Annotated in this window: 16 protein-coding genes and 1 pseudogene; 14 read left to right on the top strand and 3 right to left on the bottom strand. The window is 60.0% G+C overall.

The annotated features are described in order from the left end of the window. Positions 1–555: DsbA family protein (locus ACC569_RS11275; protein WP_372523630.1), on the top strand; the 555-nt coding region annotated here is incomplete at its 5' end. On the opposite strand, the gene ACC569_RS11270 is transcribed toward ACC569_RS11275, so the two are convergent. Continuing rightward, positions 536–952: a YqaA family protein gene (locus ACC569_RS11270; protein ID WP_372523629.1), complete on the bottom strand. Its 417-nt coding sequence runs from the start codon at positions 950–952 to the stop codon at positions 536–538. The genes ACC569_RS11275 and ACC569_RS11270 overlap by 20 nt on opposite strands. Positions 953–1,032: 80 nt before the next feature. On the opposite strand from ACC569_RS11270, the gene ACC569_RS11265 reads away from it, so the two are divergent. From ACC569_RS11265 to ACC569_RS11235, 7 genes are all read left to right on the top strand, one after another. Then, positions 1,033–1,434 (top strand): YajD family HNH nuclease, encoded by a 402-nt coding sequence (locus ACC569_RS11265; protein WP_372523628.1) that lies wholly within the window; start codon positions 1,033–1,035, stop codon positions 1,432–1,434. Between the two features lie 11 nt (positions 1,435–1,445). After that, positions 1,446–1,922 (top strand): WbuC family cupin fold metalloprotein, encoded by a 477-nt coding sequence (locus tag ACC569_RS11260; protein ID WP_372523626.1) that lies wholly within the window; start codon positions 1,446–1,448, stop codon positions 1,920–1,922. Between the two features lie 295 nt (positions 1,923–2,217). Next, a complete protein-coding gene (locus ACC569_RS11255) occupies positions 2,218–2,706 on the top strand; it encodes a hypothetical protein (RefSeq protein WP_372523625.1) in 489 nt (162 codons plus the stop codon). A gap of 145 nt (positions 2,707–2,851) precedes the next feature. Next, positions 2,852–3,487: a TatD family nuclease-associated radical SAM protein gene (locus ACC569_RS11250; protein WP_372523624.1), complete on the top strand. Its 636-nt coding sequence runs from the start codon at positions 2,852–2,854 to the stop codon at positions 3,485–3,487. A 171-nt stretch (positions 3,488–3,658) separates the two neighbouring features. After that, positions 3,659–4,654 (top strand): peptidase U32 family protein, encoded by a 996-nt coding sequence (locus tag ACC569_RS11245; RefSeq protein WP_372523623.1) that lies wholly within the window; start codon positions 3,659–3,661, stop codon positions 4,652–4,654. Between the two features lie 61 nt (positions 4,655–4,715). Then, a complete protein-coding gene (locus tag ACC569_RS11240; protein ID WP_372523622.1) occupies positions 4,716–5,606 on the top strand; it encodes a U32 family peptidase in 891 nt (296 codons plus the stop codon). Further along, positions 5,603–7,168 carry a DUF116 domain-containing protein gene (locus ACC569_RS11235; RefSeq protein ID WP_372523621.1) on the top strand — a complete coding sequence of 522 codons (1,566 nt, stop codon included), beginning with the start codon at positions 5,603–5,605 and terminating at the stop codon, positions 7,166–7,168. Before ACC569_RS11240 ends, ACC569_RS11235 begins: the two co-directional genes overlap by 4 nt. Here the strand turns inward: ACC569_RS11235 and ACC569_RS11230 are convergent. Next, on the bottom strand, positions 7,165–7,644 hold the full coding sequence (locus ACC569_RS11230) for an SCP2 domain-containing protein (protein ID WP_372523620.1): 480 nt from the start codon (positions 7,642–7,644) through the stop codon (positions 7,165–7,167). The two genes, ACC569_RS11235 and ACC569_RS11230, sit on opposite strands and share 4 nt — an antisense overlap. A 108-nt stretch (positions 7,645–7,752) precedes the next feature. On the opposite strand from ACC569_RS11230, the gene ubiD reads away from it, so the two are divergent. The 6 genes from ubiD (at position 7,753) to ACC569_RS11200 (ending at position 13,924) form a co-directional block, all read left to right on the top strand. Further along, a complete protein-coding gene (ubiD, locus tag ACC569_RS11225; RefSeq protein WP_372523619.1) occupies positions 7,753–9,243 on the top strand; it encodes a 4-hydroxy-3-polyprenylbenzoate decarboxylase in 1,491 nt (496 codons plus the stop codon). A gap of 144 nt (positions 9,244–9,387) precedes the next feature. Beyond that, the gene (gene hemN, locus ACC569_RS11220; RefSeq protein ID WP_372523618.1) at positions 9,388–10,776 is read left to right on the top strand and encodes an oxygen-independent coproporphyrinogen III oxidase; all 1,389 of its coding nucleotides are present in this window, start codon (positions 9,388–9,390) and stop codon (positions 10,774–10,776) included. A 236-nt stretch (positions 10,777–11,012) separates the two neighbouring features. Then, complete coding sequence (gene mscL, locus ACC569_RS11215) at positions 11,013–11,456, top strand: large-conductance mechanosensitive channel protein MscL (RefSeq protein WP_372523617.1); 444 nt, start codon at positions 11,013–11,015, stop codon at positions 11,454–11,456. 257 nt (positions 11,457–11,713) lie between these two features. Beyond that, positions 11,714–12,475, top strand: a complete 762-nt coding sequence (gene fnr / locus ACC569_RS11210; protein WP_372523616.1) for a fumarate/nitrate reduction transcriptional regulator Fnr — start codon at positions 11,714–11,716, stop codon at positions 12,473–12,475. Between the two features lie 90 nt (positions 12,476–12,565). Continuing rightward, on the top strand, positions 12,566–13,558 hold the full coding sequence (gene bioB / locus ACC569_RS11205) for a biotin synthase BioB (RefSeq protein ID WP_372523615.1): 993 nt from the start codon (positions 12,566–12,568) through the stop codon (positions 13,556–13,558). Positions 13,559–13,678: 120 nt separating this feature from the next. Beyond that, on the top strand, positions 13,679–13,924 hold the full coding sequence (locus tag ACC569_RS11200; protein WP_372523614.1) for a DUF4282 domain-containing protein: 246 nt from the start codon (positions 13,679–13,681) through the stop codon (positions 13,922–13,924). Positions 13,925–13,968: 44 nt separating this feature from the next. Here ACC569_RS11200 and ACC569_RS11195 read toward each other — a convergent pair. Continuing rightward, positions 13,969–14,188: pseudogene (locus ACC569_RS11195) on the bottom strand (hypothetical protein); the annotation flags it as partial.

The following is a 14,188-nucleotide window of genomic DNA, read 5'->3' as shown; positions in this document are numbered from 1 at the left end:
CGGATGGGAAGCGCACAGGCAACGATCGGCATCGTGGAATTTTCCGATTACCAGTGCCCCTACTGCCGTGGTTTTCACGACCAGATTTTTCCCCGGCTCAAAAAGGAATACGTGGACACCGGCATCGCGCAATTCATCCACAAGGACCTTCCCCTGAAGTCGATTCATCCGCAGGCGTTGGCCGCCGCGCTGGCCGCCGACTGCGCCGGTGCGCAGCAACGCTTCTGGCCGATGCATGAGGCCTTGTATGCGAATAACGGGCGGCTGGCCCCCGAGCTTTACCCGCAGCTTGGGCGCGAACTCGGTCTGGATGAAGCAAAATTCACGGCTTGTCTTGGTGACGCCTCGCGCGAACATGTCATCATGCGCGATGTTGTCGAAGCGCGCGGGCTGGGCATAACCGGCACCCCGTCATTCGTGATCGGAAAAATCCAGGGGGATGTGCTGACCGTGGCGCGCCTGGCCAAGGGTGCGCCGAGCTTCAAGGACTTCGCGCAGGAAATCGAGAAATTGCGCAAGACGATGGATTCCGACGCTACACCACAAACAAAATAACCGCATAGCGCGCCGCCTTGCCGGCGCCGATGAAAAGCGTCGCCAGCCAGCCATTCATGCGCAGCCAGCCGGCCGCGAAGCACAAGGGATCTCCGACGATCGGGAGCCACGACAACAGCAACAGCGGGCTGCCCCATTTTTTCAGCTGAGCGATCGCGCGTTGCTGGCTGGCTTGGCGCGGCTGATCCAGCGGGTAGCGCTTCGCCAGCAGCCATCCGAGCAGCCAGGTGCTCATGCCGCCGAGCGTATTGCCCAGCGTCGCCACCCCCAGCAGCGTTCCGGGGCTGTAATGGTGACCATGCCCCAGCGCCGCCAGCACCACTTCGGACCCGCCCGGGAACAGCGTGGCGGACACGAAGGCGCTGACGAAAAGACCCCAGAGACTCAGGTCATCCACGGCGATTCGGCGGGCGAAAGATCATTTCCCCATCATGCCATGCTTTATATAATGAACGAACGAATTCAGGTGACTTTCTGATGGCAGGTAATAATTCCGGTCCGCGCAAACCGTCCGGGCAACTCGACGGCAAAAAACTCGACGACGTCGTCGCGAAAGCGCATAAGCAGCGCGATACGCGCCTGGCAGGCTACCGCGAGCAGTCGCTCAAGATCCATCCCTGGGTCTGCGGACGCTGTGGGCGCAGCTTCACGCGCGAGAACCTGCACGAGCTTACCGTGCACCACAAGGACCACAACCACGACAACAACCCGTCCGACGGCAGCAACTGGGAGAACCTGTGCGTTTACTGTCACGACAACGAACATCAGCGTTTCGCGTACCTGGTGCGCGGCGAGGGATTTATGCCCGAAGCAGACAAGAAAAAACCGGCGACCCACAATCCCTTCGCCGGTCTCAGGGATAAATTGAAAAACAGGTAGGCCGGACGCGCATGAACACCTTCCAGATCATTGACCGCGATTTTCTCGAGCGGGTTTCGTCCCAGGCAAAAGCATCGCCGCGCCGGCGCCGGAATCACAATTTTCACGCCTCGGAAAGCGACACCTGCAACCGGCTCCTGAACGCGATCGAGCCCGATTCCTATATCCAGCCACATTGTCACCACGAGACCGCCAAGGATGAAACGCTGATCGTCGTGCGCGGCCGCCTCGGCGTGATCTTTTTCGATGAGCGCGGCGCGGTGAGCGCCACGGCGATGCTGGCGCCGGCGAGCGAGTCAGTCGGCGTGAACATTCCGCACGGCATGTATCACACGCTCGTGGCGCTCGAGCCGGGGAGCGTGTTTTTCGAGGCCAAGGCCGGCCCCTATGCGCCGCTCACGCCGCGGGAAAAAGCGCCGTGGGCGCCGGCGGAAGGCGAGCCGGGCGCGTCCTCTTACCTGGCGGATTTAAAGCGTCTGTTTGTCTGAAGCTGGCGGTCGTTAATGTCGCGTCGGTGGCATTCTTGCTTTGTGCCGTTGTCGCTTTTTTGACTTCTCGGGTGCGCCAAGCAGCCGTATGAATTTCCCTGCCGGGCGCGCGTGATCCCTATCTTGACAGGGATATCCTCAAAGAACCCGTTCGCAAGCCGCCGTTTGACCTTGGTCAAGTGCATTCCGTCATGGAGCGGTTACTTAGAGCAGGAAGATTTCAGCACAAAGGCTGGAATCGTGACACAAGAGATTCAAGAGACATGACGCTTTCAACCAGTCAAGAGGAAACAGCATGACAACGAAAAAAAGCGTTACGATTTATTGGGCGATCATCGGACTTCTGCTGCTCACCATCGTCGGACTGGTCCTGAAGTTCGTGGTGCTGGGTCGCACCGGGGCGGCGGCCGACGGCCGGGTGACGATCCTTCTCGAACCGTCCGAACGCGCCGTGGTGCTGAACGAGATGCGCCAGTTTCTCGTCGGCATCCAGGGCATGCTCGCGGCGGCCGATCGCGGTGACGCGGCCGCGATTGCGAAAATCGCGCGGCCATTGGGGATGGCGGCGGCGCACAACGTGCCCGCCGGGCTGGCGGCCAAACTCCCGCTGGAATTCAAGACGCTGGGCCACGGCGTGCACGAGGATTTCGATCGTATCGCCATGGACGCCGAGGCCATGAACGATGCCCGGCTTTCGCTGCACCAGCTGGGCGAGACCATGAAAAAATGCGTTGCGTGTCACGCCACGTACCAGATCGCGGCTACACCCGTTGCCGTCCGGTAACCGTCGGAATTCCACACCGCCATTGTTGGGAATTTTCCGTGCCGCCCGCGGCATGCCCCGCCGCGCCGGCTGATCTTTGATCTGTGTCAAGCGCGCCGACGGCGTCTGTGTCTATGATTCAGCTTTTTCCAGAGAGACATGTGACGTGTCCAACCAGCGCACTTCAGCCATCAGGACACTGCCGGCGCAAACCATCGGTTATACGCTGCGCGACAGTCGTTACCTGAACATCACCAACCGCTGCACGTTGCGTTGCGAGTTTTGTCCGAAATTCAACGGCATGTGGGCGGTGCAGGATTACCAGCTGCGCCTGGACCACGATCCGACGCTCGCGGAGATCATCGCGGCGGCGGGAAATCCGGAGGATTACCGGGAGATCGTGTTCTGCGGCCTGGGCGAACCGACGCTGCGGTTGTACACGCTGCTCGATGCCGCCACGCGCTTGCGGCATCGCGCCAAACGCATCCGGATGAATACCGACGGCCTGGCCAATCTGGTGTACGGACGCGACGTGACGCCGGACATGGAAGGCCTGATCGACGCGCTGTCGGTGTCGCTCAATGCCCAGGACGCCGAGACCTACAACCTTCATTGCCGCCCCAAGCTCCCCGGGGCTTACGAGGCGATGCTGGATTTCGTGAAGTGCGCGCGCGAGTTCGTGCCGGAAATTACTCTTACGGCCATCGACGGGTTGCCGGGAGTCGATATGGCCGCGTGTGAAAAAATCGCTCAAAGACTCAGGGTGGGCTTTCGCCGTCGCGTGCTCGACGTGGTGGGCTAAAAGCAACAAGCAACCGCAGATAGAAGTGGCGCAGGGATGCGCCGATTACGGAGCTAAGGATGCAAACGCAGATGAACACAGATCAAAAGAAAATACGAATCCGCTTGCGGTCTTTTTTTATCCGCGTTTATCTGAGTTCATCCGCGGCTTCGCTTTTTTCTTAGATACGTCATGGAGCTTGTCTGCCCCGCGGGGAGCATGACGGCGCTCAAGGCGGCCGTGGATAACGGCGCCGACGCCGTTTACATGGGCTTCCGTGACGGCACCAACGCGCGCAATTTCCCCGGTCTCAATTTCGATCTCAACGAAGCGCGCCAGGGCATTGCCTATGCGCGCAACCGACATGCGCGCGTGTTTCTGGCGATCAATACCTACCCGCGCCCGCACCAGTGGGGAAAGTGGTGTGTTGCCGTGGATCAGGCGGCGAGTCTCGGCGTCGACGCGCTGATCCTCGCCGATCCCGGGCTCATGGATTACTGTGCCCAGACCCATCCCGACCTGAGGCTGCATCTGTCGGTGCAGGGTTCGGCCACCAACCACGAGGCCATCGATTTTTACGTGCGGCATTTCGGCGTGCAACGCGTGGTGCTGCCGCGCGTGCTGTCGCTGACGCAGGTGCAGAATGTCATGAAGCGCGTGAACGCGGAGGTGGAAGTATTCGGTTACGGGAGCCTGTGCGTGATGGTCGAGGGGCGCTGCATCCTGTCGTCCTACGTCACCGGCGATTCGCCGAATTCGAGCGGCGTCTGTTCGCCGGCGAAAGCCGTCAAGTGGGAAGAGTCGGCCAGCGGCCGACGCTCGCGGCTGAACGGCGTGCTGATCGATGTGTACGCGCCCGAGGAACCCGCCGGCTATCCGACGCTGTGCAAGGGACGGTTCGAAGTCGGCGGTAAGGTGTACTACGCCATGGAAGAGCCGACCAGTCTCAACGTGCTCGATATTCTCCCGGATCTGTTCCGCGCCGGCGTGACCGCGATCAAGGTCGAAGGCCGTCAGCGCAGCCCGACCTATGTGGCGCAGGTCACGCGCACGTTGCGCGAGGCCATTGACGCCTGCGCCGCCGGGCCGGAGAAATTTTCTCCCAAAGGTGCCTGGGTCGAGCAACTCGACAAGATCGCCGAAGGGCGCTGCCACACGCTCGGCGCGTATACCCGGCCATGGCAATAAAAAATTTCGGATTTCGGATTTTAAATTTCAGATTCCAATCAGAAGTTAGTAATTATTACTTATGAAAATTTCCCTCGGACCCATTCCGTATTTATGGGAGCGTGAGCGCGTATTCGATTTTTATACGCGCGTTCTCGAGGCGCCGGTGGACATCGTTTATCTCGGCGAAACGGTCTGTTCCAAGCGCCGTGCGCTGCGGCTGCCGGATTGGCTGGACATTGCCGAACGCCTTACCGCCGCCGACAAGGAGGCGGTGCTGTCGACGCTCACGCTCATCGAGGCCGAATCGGAAGCCGCCTATATGCGCACCGTCGCGGAGAACGGGCGCTTCGCGGTCGAGGCCAATGATATGGCCGCGGTCAACATGCTGGAGGGCGTGACGCCGTTTGTTGTCGGTCCCCACATCAACGTCTACAACAGCCGCGCGCTGGCGCTGATGGCGCGCGCCGGCGCCAAGCGCTGGGTCATGCCGATGGAGCTGGATCGCGACACGCTGGCCGCGCTCCAGGCGCAGCGTCCCGCGGGGATGGAGACCGAGGTATTCGTCTTTGGCCGCCTGCCGCTGTCTTTCTCCGCGCGTTGTTTCACCGCCCGCGCGCATAATCTGTCCAAGGATGAATGCGGATTCCGCTGCGCCGATTATCCCGATGGTATGCCGCTGTGCACGCGCGAGGGCCAGTCGTTTCTCAGCCTCAACGGCATCCAGGTGCAGTCGGGCGAGACATACAATCTGGTGAACGAAATCAGCGAACTTCGGGCGCTCGAGGTGGATGTCTTGCGGCTTTCGCCGCAGGCGCAGGGGATGTTCGAGATCATGGACGCGTTCCGTAGCGTCACGGATGGGAATCGGGAATCGTCCGCGGCCGCCGCGATGCTCGAACCATACCAGGCGTTCGGACCTTGCGACGGCTACTGGTATGGTGCCCCCGGAATGAATCGGGTGCATGCATGACCACGCGCGCTGGCCTTGTGGTGGATACCGGACTGCGATCCGGCCCGGAGAATATCCGGCTCGACCGCGAGCAATGGCGCGCGGCGCAGGAGGCGGAAACGCCTGTCTGCCACGTGCGGTTCCATCGTTATCGTCCCAGCGCTGCGCTCGGCGCCTTTGAAACCGCGGGCCACGCCTTGCATGCGGAATGCTGCCGTAGCCACGGTATCGATATCGTGCGGCGCGTCAGCGGCGGTGAAGCGGTTTACCTCGATGCTGATCAATTGTGCTGGACGCTGACGCTTGCGCATCCGATCGCCTGGGGTGAAATGCGTCTCGCGCAATGGATGGCGCGGTTGGGCGATAGCGTGGCAGGGGGCTTGCGCCGGGCGGGCGTGCACGCCAGCTTTGTTCCGCCGAATGACATCGAAGCAGAAGGGCGCAAGCTGGCTTCGTGTTTCCTCGCGCTGTCCGATTCCGCGCTGTTGTTTCAGGGCGGCATTCTGCTGGGTTTCGATACGGAAACCATGATGAAAGCTCTGCGCGTGCCGACCGAAAAGCTCTCGCTGGACGGTATTCGTAGCGCGCGCCAGCGCTTTGCAACCTTAGGCGACGGTAGCGCCGGCCCCGAGATCTCCACGATCGAACAGCATCTGCTCGACAGTTGGGCGGAGCAGCTGGGTGTTGAGTTCGGTCCGAAGGTGAATTTGGCGCAGGCGCCGGTAACCGACGCTGACAATCATGTGGTGCCCGCTGAGAATTGGAACGCCGAAACCGATTCCTGGCATCTGGCGTGGATGAAAACCCCGGGCGGACTTCTGTATGCTCGCCTGCGCCTGAACAGTGACGGTGACGTTTTGCAGCAGGTTGAATTCGCCGGAGGCGTGCAGGCATATCCCGCATATTTGTTCACGTCGCTCGCCTCCTGGCTTGCCAAGACCCGGGTCGCATGGCTCGAGGACCGATTTAACGATTTTTTCCGCACGTATCCGCACGACCTGCTGGGCTTCACCGCCGAAGACATACGGCACGTGCTGAATCTGGCGCTCGATCGATATGCGCAACAGGTGCAGTTTGTGTTGACCAGCGAGCAGGCCAACACGCTCATGGTGCATGCGCCGCCGCCACAGGAAGCGGCGGATATTGTGCGCGTGGCGAGCGTGATGCTGGTGCCGTACTGCGCCAAGCCTTCCTGGTGCGAGTGGCGGCATAGCGACGAGTGTCCGGACTGCGGCCTGTGCGAGGTGGGGGAAGCTTATCGCCTCGCGCGCGAACGCGGCATGCGCGTCGTCACCATCACCCATTTCGAACATTTGCAGACAACGCTCGGCAAATTGCGCGCCGCGGGGGTACGTTCATACGTCGGTATGTGCTGCCGGACTTTTTTCATCAAACGCGAGTACGCTTTCCGCGAAGCGGGCATTCCCGCCGTGCTCATGGATATCACGGGCACCAACTGCTGCGAACTGCAACAGGAAGATCTGGCCTACGCGGGAAAATTCCAGGCCGAGACGCGCCTGAATCTGGATGTGCTGCGAAAAGTGATGCAGCGCGTACCGCCGGTAATGGAAAGAATGGGTTAACGCGCCGTAAGGTGCTGACCAACGGTGCGCCGGAGAAACGCAAAGGCCGCGCCGCCGAGCGTTTCGCCCAGCACGGCGCGGAAATGCGATTCCCAGTCGTAATCGAGCGCATCCAGCAGATTCTTGATGTGCACGCCGGTTTCGGTGTCACCCTCGATGCACAGGCGGCGGCTGAAAAAGAGCGTATCTGGGTCTTCGCGCCGGGTGGCGAGCAGCCAGAAATCCTGCACCGTGCCGCTGATGCGGACATCGGCGTGGCCCGGCGCGGCGGGTTGCAAACGCCCGTGCCCGATCCGGAAATGAATCTCGCTCGACGCATCCTTGATATGAATGCACACGGTTTTGCCGTCGATCTCCGGGAGTCGTGTCGCGACCGGCTGGCCGCGCAGCAGGTGATTGAACACGCGTGCCAGCACCTCGGCGTGTACCGCGCCGGGAATGATTCGCAGCGGCAGAAGCAGGGGGTGGGGCAGCATGCCTGTCCGGATGTATGAGGTGGCCGTCTTTATATCAGGTCCCAATGTCGCGCGATATTGATCTGGATCAAGTCATGCGCGCCGTCCGCGTCCTATCGTGAGCGCTCCATGAAATACAAGAATCTGCGTGATTTCATCGCGCACCTGGAAAACCTGGGCGAACTCAAGCGCGTCACCGCGTCGGTGGACCCGCGCCTCGAGATCACCGAGGTATGTTGCCGCACGCTGCGCGCCGGCGGTCCGGCGTTGCTGTTTGAAAAACCGGGTAGCTTCGATATTCCGCTGCTCGGCAATCTCTTTGGCACCACGCGCCGCGTGGCGCTCGCCATGGGGCACGAGTCCATCGAGGAACTGCGCGAGGTCGGCAAGCTGCTTTCCTTTTTGAAGGAGCCGCAACTACCGCGCGGGATCGGCGATGTCATGGAAAAACTCCCGGGCTTCAAGCAGCTTTTTCACGTGTTACCGCGCGTGGTGAACGACGCGCCGTGCCGACAGCATGTCATCGAAGGCGCGGACGTGGACTTGTCCATGCTGCCCATCCAGACCTGCTGGCCGGAAGACGCCGGCCCGCTGATTACTTTCGGACTTGTCATCACCAAAGGGCCGTACAAGGAGCGCGAGAACATCGGCATTTACCGTCAGCAGGTGATCGCGAGGAACAAGGTGATCATGCGCTGGCTGCCTCATCGCGGCGGCGCCATCGATTTCCGCGAGTGGAAGGAGGCGCATCCGGGTCGGCGTTTTCCCGTGGCGGTCGTCATCGGGGCCGACCCCGCGACGCTGGTCGCGGCCGTCACCCCCATCCCCGACACGCTCTCGGAATTCCAGTACGCGGGACTGCTGCGCGGAGCGCGTAGCGAGGTGGTGGCGTGTCACAACGGCGCGCTGCACGTTCCGGCCTCGGCCGAGATGGTGCTGGAAGGCTATATCGAACCGGACGAAGAGGCGCTCGAGGGGCCGTTCGGCGATCACACCGGTTATTACAATTCGCAGGAAAAATTCCCGGTGTTCACCATCGAGCGCATCACGCATCGTGACCAGCCCATCTATCACAGCGCCTACATGGGGCGTTCGCCGTATGACGAACCGTCGGTGCTGGCGATGGCGCTCAATGAAGTGTTCATTCCTTTATTGCAGAAACAGTTTCCGGAGATTGTGGATTTCTACCTGCCGCCCGAGGGCTGTTCCTACCGCGTGGCCTGCGTGAGCATCAAGAAACGCTACGCCGGTCACGCCAAGCGCATCATGTTCGGCGTGTGGTCGTATCTGCGCCAGTTCACCTACACCAAGTTCGTGATCGTCACGGATGACGACATCAACGTGCGCGACTGGAAAGAAGTCATCTGGGCCATGACCACGCGCATGGACCCGGTGCGCGACACGCTGCTGGTGGACAACACGCCGATCGATTATCTGGATTTCGCGAGCCCGGTCTCGGGCCTGGGCGGCAAGATGGGTCTCGACGCCACCAGCAAGTGGCCGGGGGAAACCAGTCGCCAGTGGGGCAGGCCCCTCGCCATGAGTGCGGAGGTGAAACAGCGTGTTGACGCGCTGTGGCGCCAGCTCGGAATAGACGAAACCCCTCAAGTTCGTCTGTGAATCCGGTCAAGCTGGGCACTCATCCGCTCGGGCCCTTTCGTTTTATATTAGCAATGGATGTATTATTGATACAGGTTATGGCTATTCCTATGTGACGAGCGTTTCGTTTTATTAAGAACTTTGTTTACTTCGCAGGATTGACGCTTGAATCATCAGATCATTTTTGATGCCGAACTGCTCCGCCGCTACGACAAGAGCGGACCACGCTATACCTCGTATCCGACGGCGGTGCAGTTCCACACCGACTTCAACGAAACGGATTATCGCGCGTGGGCGAAACGCAGCAACGAAACGGCAAAGCCGCGTCCGCTGTCGCTGTATTTCCACCTGCCATTCTGCGACACCGTCTGCTTTTATTGTGCCTGTAATAAGGTTGTGACCAAGGATCGCAAGCGCGCCTCGCCCTATCTCGGCCGACTGCATCGCGAAATCGCCATGCAAGGAGAGCTTTTCGACCGTGCGCGTATCGTGGAACAGTTGCACTGGGGCGGCGGAACGCCGACCTTCATCAGCCACGAGGAAATCCAGGAGCTGATGAACGTCACGCGTGAGCATTTCCGGCTGCGCGACGACGATCTGGGTGAGTACGGCATCGAGGTCGATCCACGCGAGGTGCGGCCGGAGACGCTCGCGCTGCTGCGGAGCGTCGGTTTCAATCGCCTGAGCATGGGGGTGCAGGACTTCGAGCCGGTCGTGCAGAAGGCGGTAAACCGCATCCAGAGCGAGGCCGAAACCTTCGCCGTGCTCAACGAGGCGCGCGCACTGGGTTTCCGCTCCGTCAGCATGGATCTCATCTACGGGCTGCCGCACCAGACCGTGGAGAGTTTTGGACGCACCCTCGACAAGATCATCGGCGCCGGCCCGGACCGGCTGTCGGTGTTCAACTACGCGCACCTGCCGGAAATGTTCAAGCCGCAGCGACGGATTCGCGCGGAAGACCTGCCGAGCCCGCAGGAGAAGCTCAATATCCTGCAACTTACCATCGAAAGCCTGACGCAGGCCGGCTATGTGTATATTGGCATGGATCATTTCGCGCGCCCCGACGACGAGCTGGCGGTGGCGCAGCGCAACGGGACGCTGTACCGGAATTTCCAGGGCTACTCGACGCACGCCGAATGCGATCTGGTCGCCATGGGTATGACCGCGATCGGCATGGTCGGCGATTGCTACAGCCAGAATCAGAAAACGATGGATGATTATTTTGCCGCGCTCGACACCGGCCATCTGCCGGTGATGCGCGGCATCACGCTCGATGAGGATGACAAGTTACGACGCGCGATCATCACGCAGCTTATTTGCCACTTCGCGCTCGACATGACTGTCGTCGAGCACAAGCATGGCATCCGCTTTACGGACTACTTTGCCACGGAACTTATCGATCTTAAAGTTATGCAGCAGGACGGTTTGCTTGAACTGGATGGGGTATCGATCCGAGTTCTCCCGGCCGGCAAGTTGCTGATCCGTAATATCTGCATGGTGTTCGATCGTTACCTGCGCGCTAAACAGGAAAAGCGCTACTCAAAGGTGATCTGAGGAAGTACTGGTCTGCAGGGAAATGCATGCAGAGCCCATTGCTTCCAGCCATGGCTGAAACTGCCGCACAACTCCTTGTCGTTCTCCCGCAAGACGATGTACACGCCGGGCCAGTCCGGAAACAATTTTTACATAATCAATTGATACAGATGCACTGGCTACAATAGTTGCCGTCTCGTTACACTGGCCACGGGTATCAGTTCGTTTTTCGCGATAAATTAAAAGGAGGCTTTCCTATGTTGGAAGAATTCAAAAAATTCGCCATGCGCGGCAACGTCGTGGACATGGCCGTCGGTATCGTCATCGGCGCGGCGTTCGGGAAAATCGTCAGTTCGTTTGTCGGCGATGTGCTGATGCCGCCCCTGGGTCTGGCGCTGGGCGGGATGGATTTCAGCGGTTTGTTCGTCACTCTCGGCAGCGCCAGCTATCCGACCCTCGCGGCGGCCAAGGCCGCGGGGGCGCCGACGCTGAACTACGGTCTCTTCATCAACACGCTGGTTGATTTCATCATCGTCGCCTTTGCCCTGTTCCTGGTGATCAAGGCAATGAATCGTCTGAAGAAGGATGAAGCCGCTCCGGCCAAGGCACCAGACACGAAAAAATGCCCGGAATGTCTCTCGGAAATTCCACTCGCGGCCAAGCGTTGCCTGTATTGCACCTCTCCTGTCAGCCCTCGCTGAACGCCAAGGGCCGGTGACACCCTGTCCCGTCCCAACCAAGAGAAGGGGACGGGACAGGGTGTCATAACTTGTTTTCAGCTTGTCATTACTTGTTTTAATGACAAAGCATTCAATGCGACAATTCCTCCCTGTTTGAGTAGTTGACGCGGTGTATTGAACCCGTATAGTTTGAATGGGTTTATAATGAGCTTGTATAGACGCTTGTGACCAATCCTGCTAAAAAAGGCCTCCCAGCAGAAGGACAGAAGGATAGTCTTATGCAAAAAAAAGAAGCCGCAACGGTGATTAACATCTCCAGCATCAAGGCGGCCTGCAAGGATTGTACCCTGCGCGAATTGTGCCTGCCGCTGGGCCTGAGCGAGCCCGATCTCTCCGCGCTCGACAAGGTTATCAAACGCCGCCGCACACTGAAGAAGGGCGAACTGCTTTACCGCTATGGCGATCCTCTGCGTTCGCTGTATGCCATCCGCAGCGGCACGCTTAAAACCACCGGACTTATCGAAGACGGCCGGGCGCAGGTAACCGGTTTTTATCTTCCCGGCGAACTGCTCGGGATAGATGCGATCAACTCAGACGTGCATCCGTGCAGCGCCGAAGCGCTGGAAACCTCCGAAGTCTGCGAGATTCCTTTTGACGCGCTCGAAGAGTTGGCGCAGAAAGTTCATGGGTTGCAACATCAGCTGCTGCGCATCATGAGCCGTGAGATCGTGCGCGATGAAGACATGCTTATGATGCTCGGACGCATGAGTGCCGAGGAGCGGCTGGCCTCGTGTCTCATGAGTTTTTCCCGCCGCCTCGCGCGGCTCGGCAATGGCGCGGTGGAATTCAGGCTCAGCATGTCGCGCCAGGACCTGGGCGATTATCTGGGGCTGGCTCTGGAGACCGTGAGCCGCCTGCTTTCCCGTTTCCAGGAAGAGAACTTGATTAGTGTTCATGGCCGCCAGATAGTTCTGCGTGACCTCGACCGGCTGCGCGCCATGGCTGCCGGCGCGCCCCGCGAAAACAGCGCGCGCGCGTAAGCCCCGTCAACTTACGGTTTCATGGAGAGTTGACAAGCGGCGCCGCTTCCCCTAGCTTGGTCGCTCTTAATTATTACCGGACGATTCCCGATGCATCCCGACGCCGCTGATATTGCCGCGCCTGTGCCGAGTCAGATCGCAGCACTGTTTGAACTCCCGTTCAGCGACCTGATCTACCGTGCCCAGACGATGCATCGCCAGCACTTCGATCCGAACACGGTGCAGCTCTCCACGCTGCTGTCCATCAAAACCGGCGGTTGTTCGGAAGACTGCGGCTATTGTTCCCAGTCGGCGCGATTTCACACCGAGATCGAAAACCAGCCGCTGTTGTCGAAGGAAACTGTGATCGCTGCCGCCCGCGCGGCCAAGGCACGCGGCGCCACGCGCTTCTGCATGGGCGCGGCTTGGCGCGGACCGAAAGAAAAGGATCTGATACAGGTCGCGGAGATGGTCCGCGCCGTCAAGGCGCTTGGCATGGAAACTTGCGCCACGCTGGGCCTGTTGCGCGACGGGCAGGCGGAGCAGCTGGCGCAGGCGGGCCTGGATTACTACAACCATAACCTCGACACCTCGCGCGCCCACTACGACAACATCGTGCATACCCATAGTTATGATAACCGGCTGGACACCCTCACCAAGGTGCGCGCGGCCGGCCTCAAGGTCTGTTGCGGGGGTATTATGGGTATGGGGGAATCACGCGCGGACCGTGTGCAGTTTCTCGCCGAGCTGGCCGCCCTCGACCCGCCGCCGGAATCGGTGCCGATCAATCTGCTGGTGCATATCCCGGGGACCCCGTTGTCAAACAATGCTGCCCTCGATCCCATCGAGTTTGTGCGCACCGTCGCGGTCGCGCGCATCGCGATGCCGGCCTCGTTCGTACGGCTTTCCGCCGGCCGCAGCCAGATGCCGGATCATCTTCAGGCGCTGTGTTTCCTGGCCGGCGCCAATTCCATCTTCTACGGCGATAGACTGCTCACCACCCCCAATCCGGAATCCGACGCCGACCTCAAGCTGTTCGAGAAGCTGGGTATTCAGCCGCTGTCACTCGACCCGATGCCACGGCGTCAGACCGCCAAGGCCTAATCCGCTGCATGGAGCATGCCGTTCCGGCGGCTATGCTAGACCCACGTCGCGCCCGGCGTTGCGTACGCAAAAAATCAAAAAAAACGCCACACTTTAGTCATCGAACTGTGAGGAGACAGCATGCAAGACCTTCTTTCATTCAACCGAATGATCACGCCGGTTTTCATTCACGTGATCTACTGGATCGGAATCGTCGCGGTGATGCTCGCCGGGTTTGGCTTCGTTGCCGGCGGCGGAGGCATCCTCAAGGGATTACTGGCCATGGTGGTGGGAGCGATTGTCGTGCGCGTGGGTTGCGAGGTGCTGATCGTGCTGTTCCGCATCAACGATAATCTTGCAGCGATTCGAAACAGCAAGCAGATGTAAAGCATAACCGGACGGCAAGGCATACCGTCCGGATTTTTCGAGATCTAGAGCCGTGCCCGACGTCTTTTGGCGACTGCCTGATTATCCGATGTCGTTTCCGGAAACGGGACCGGGCGGATTTCAAATTCCATTTTCTCCAGATCGCCGAGCACATAGGTGGCCGGTGTGCTCACGCCGCCCACGGTGCCGGGATCGATACGCAGCGTCTCTCCACCCTTGATGTTTGCAATCCGTTCGATGACGGCGCGATGCTCGTGGCCGTTG

Source organism: Sulfuricaulis sp. (assembly GCF_041499725.1).
GTDB lineage: Bacteria > Pseudomonadota > Gammaproteobacteria > Acidiferrobacterales > Sulfurifustaceae > Sulfuricaulis.
Note: the sequence above shows the minus strand (reverse complement) of the source record. Positions and strands in the feature narration are given on the sequence as shown.

What these genes read in the sequence shown, in the direction of transcription:
- ACC569_RS11265 (WP_372523628.1), top strand. Translation starts at nt 1,033, where the DNA reads ATGGCAGGTAATAATTCCGGTCCGCGCAAACCGTCCGGGCAACTCGAC.
- ACC569_RS11260 (WP_372523626.1), top strand. Translation starts at nt 1,446, where the DNA reads ATGAACACCTTCCAGATCATTGACCGCGATTTTCTCGAGCGGGTTTCG.
- ACC569_RS11255 (WP_372523625.1), top strand. Translation starts at nt 2,218, where the DNA reads ATGACAACGAAAAAAAGCGTTACGATTTATTGGGCGATCATCGGACTT.
- ACC569_RS11245 (WP_372523623.1), top strand. Translation starts at nt 3,659, where the DNA reads ATGGAGCTTGTCTGCCCCGCGGGGAGCATGACGGCGCTCAAGGCGGCC.
- ACC569_RS11240 (WP_372523622.1), top strand. Translation starts at nt 4,716, where the DNA reads ATGAAAATTTCCCTCGGACCCATTCCGTATTTATGGGAGCGTGAGCGC.
- ACC569_RS11235 (WP_372523621.1), top strand. Translation starts at nt 5,603, where the DNA reads ATGACCACGCGCGCTGGCCTTGTGGTGGATACCGGACTGCGATCCGGC.
- ACC569_RS11230 (WP_372523620.1), bottom strand. Translation starts at nt 7,644, where the DNA reads ATGCTGCCCCACCCCCTGCTTCTGCCGCTGCGAATCATTCCCGGCGCG.
- ubiD (WP_372523619.1), top strand. Translation starts at nt 7,753, where the DNA reads ATGAAATACAAGAATCTGCGTGATTTCATCGCGCACCTGGAAAACCTG.
- mscL (WP_372523617.1), top strand. Translation starts at nt 11,013, where the DNA reads ATGTTGGAAGAATTCAAAAAATTCGCCATGCGCGGCAACGTCGTGGAC.
- fnr (WP_372523616.1), top strand. Translation starts at nt 11,714, where the DNA reads ATGCAAAAAAAAGAAGCCGCAACGGTGATTAACATCTCCAGCATCAAG.
- bioB (WP_372523615.1), top strand. Translation starts at nt 12,566, where the DNA reads ATGCATCCCGACGCCGCTGATATTGCCGCGCCTGTGCCGAGTCAGATC.
- ACC569_RS11200 (WP_372523614.1), top strand. Translation starts at nt 13,679, where the DNA reads ATGCAAGACCTTCTTTCATTCAACCGAATGATCACGCCGGTTTTCATT.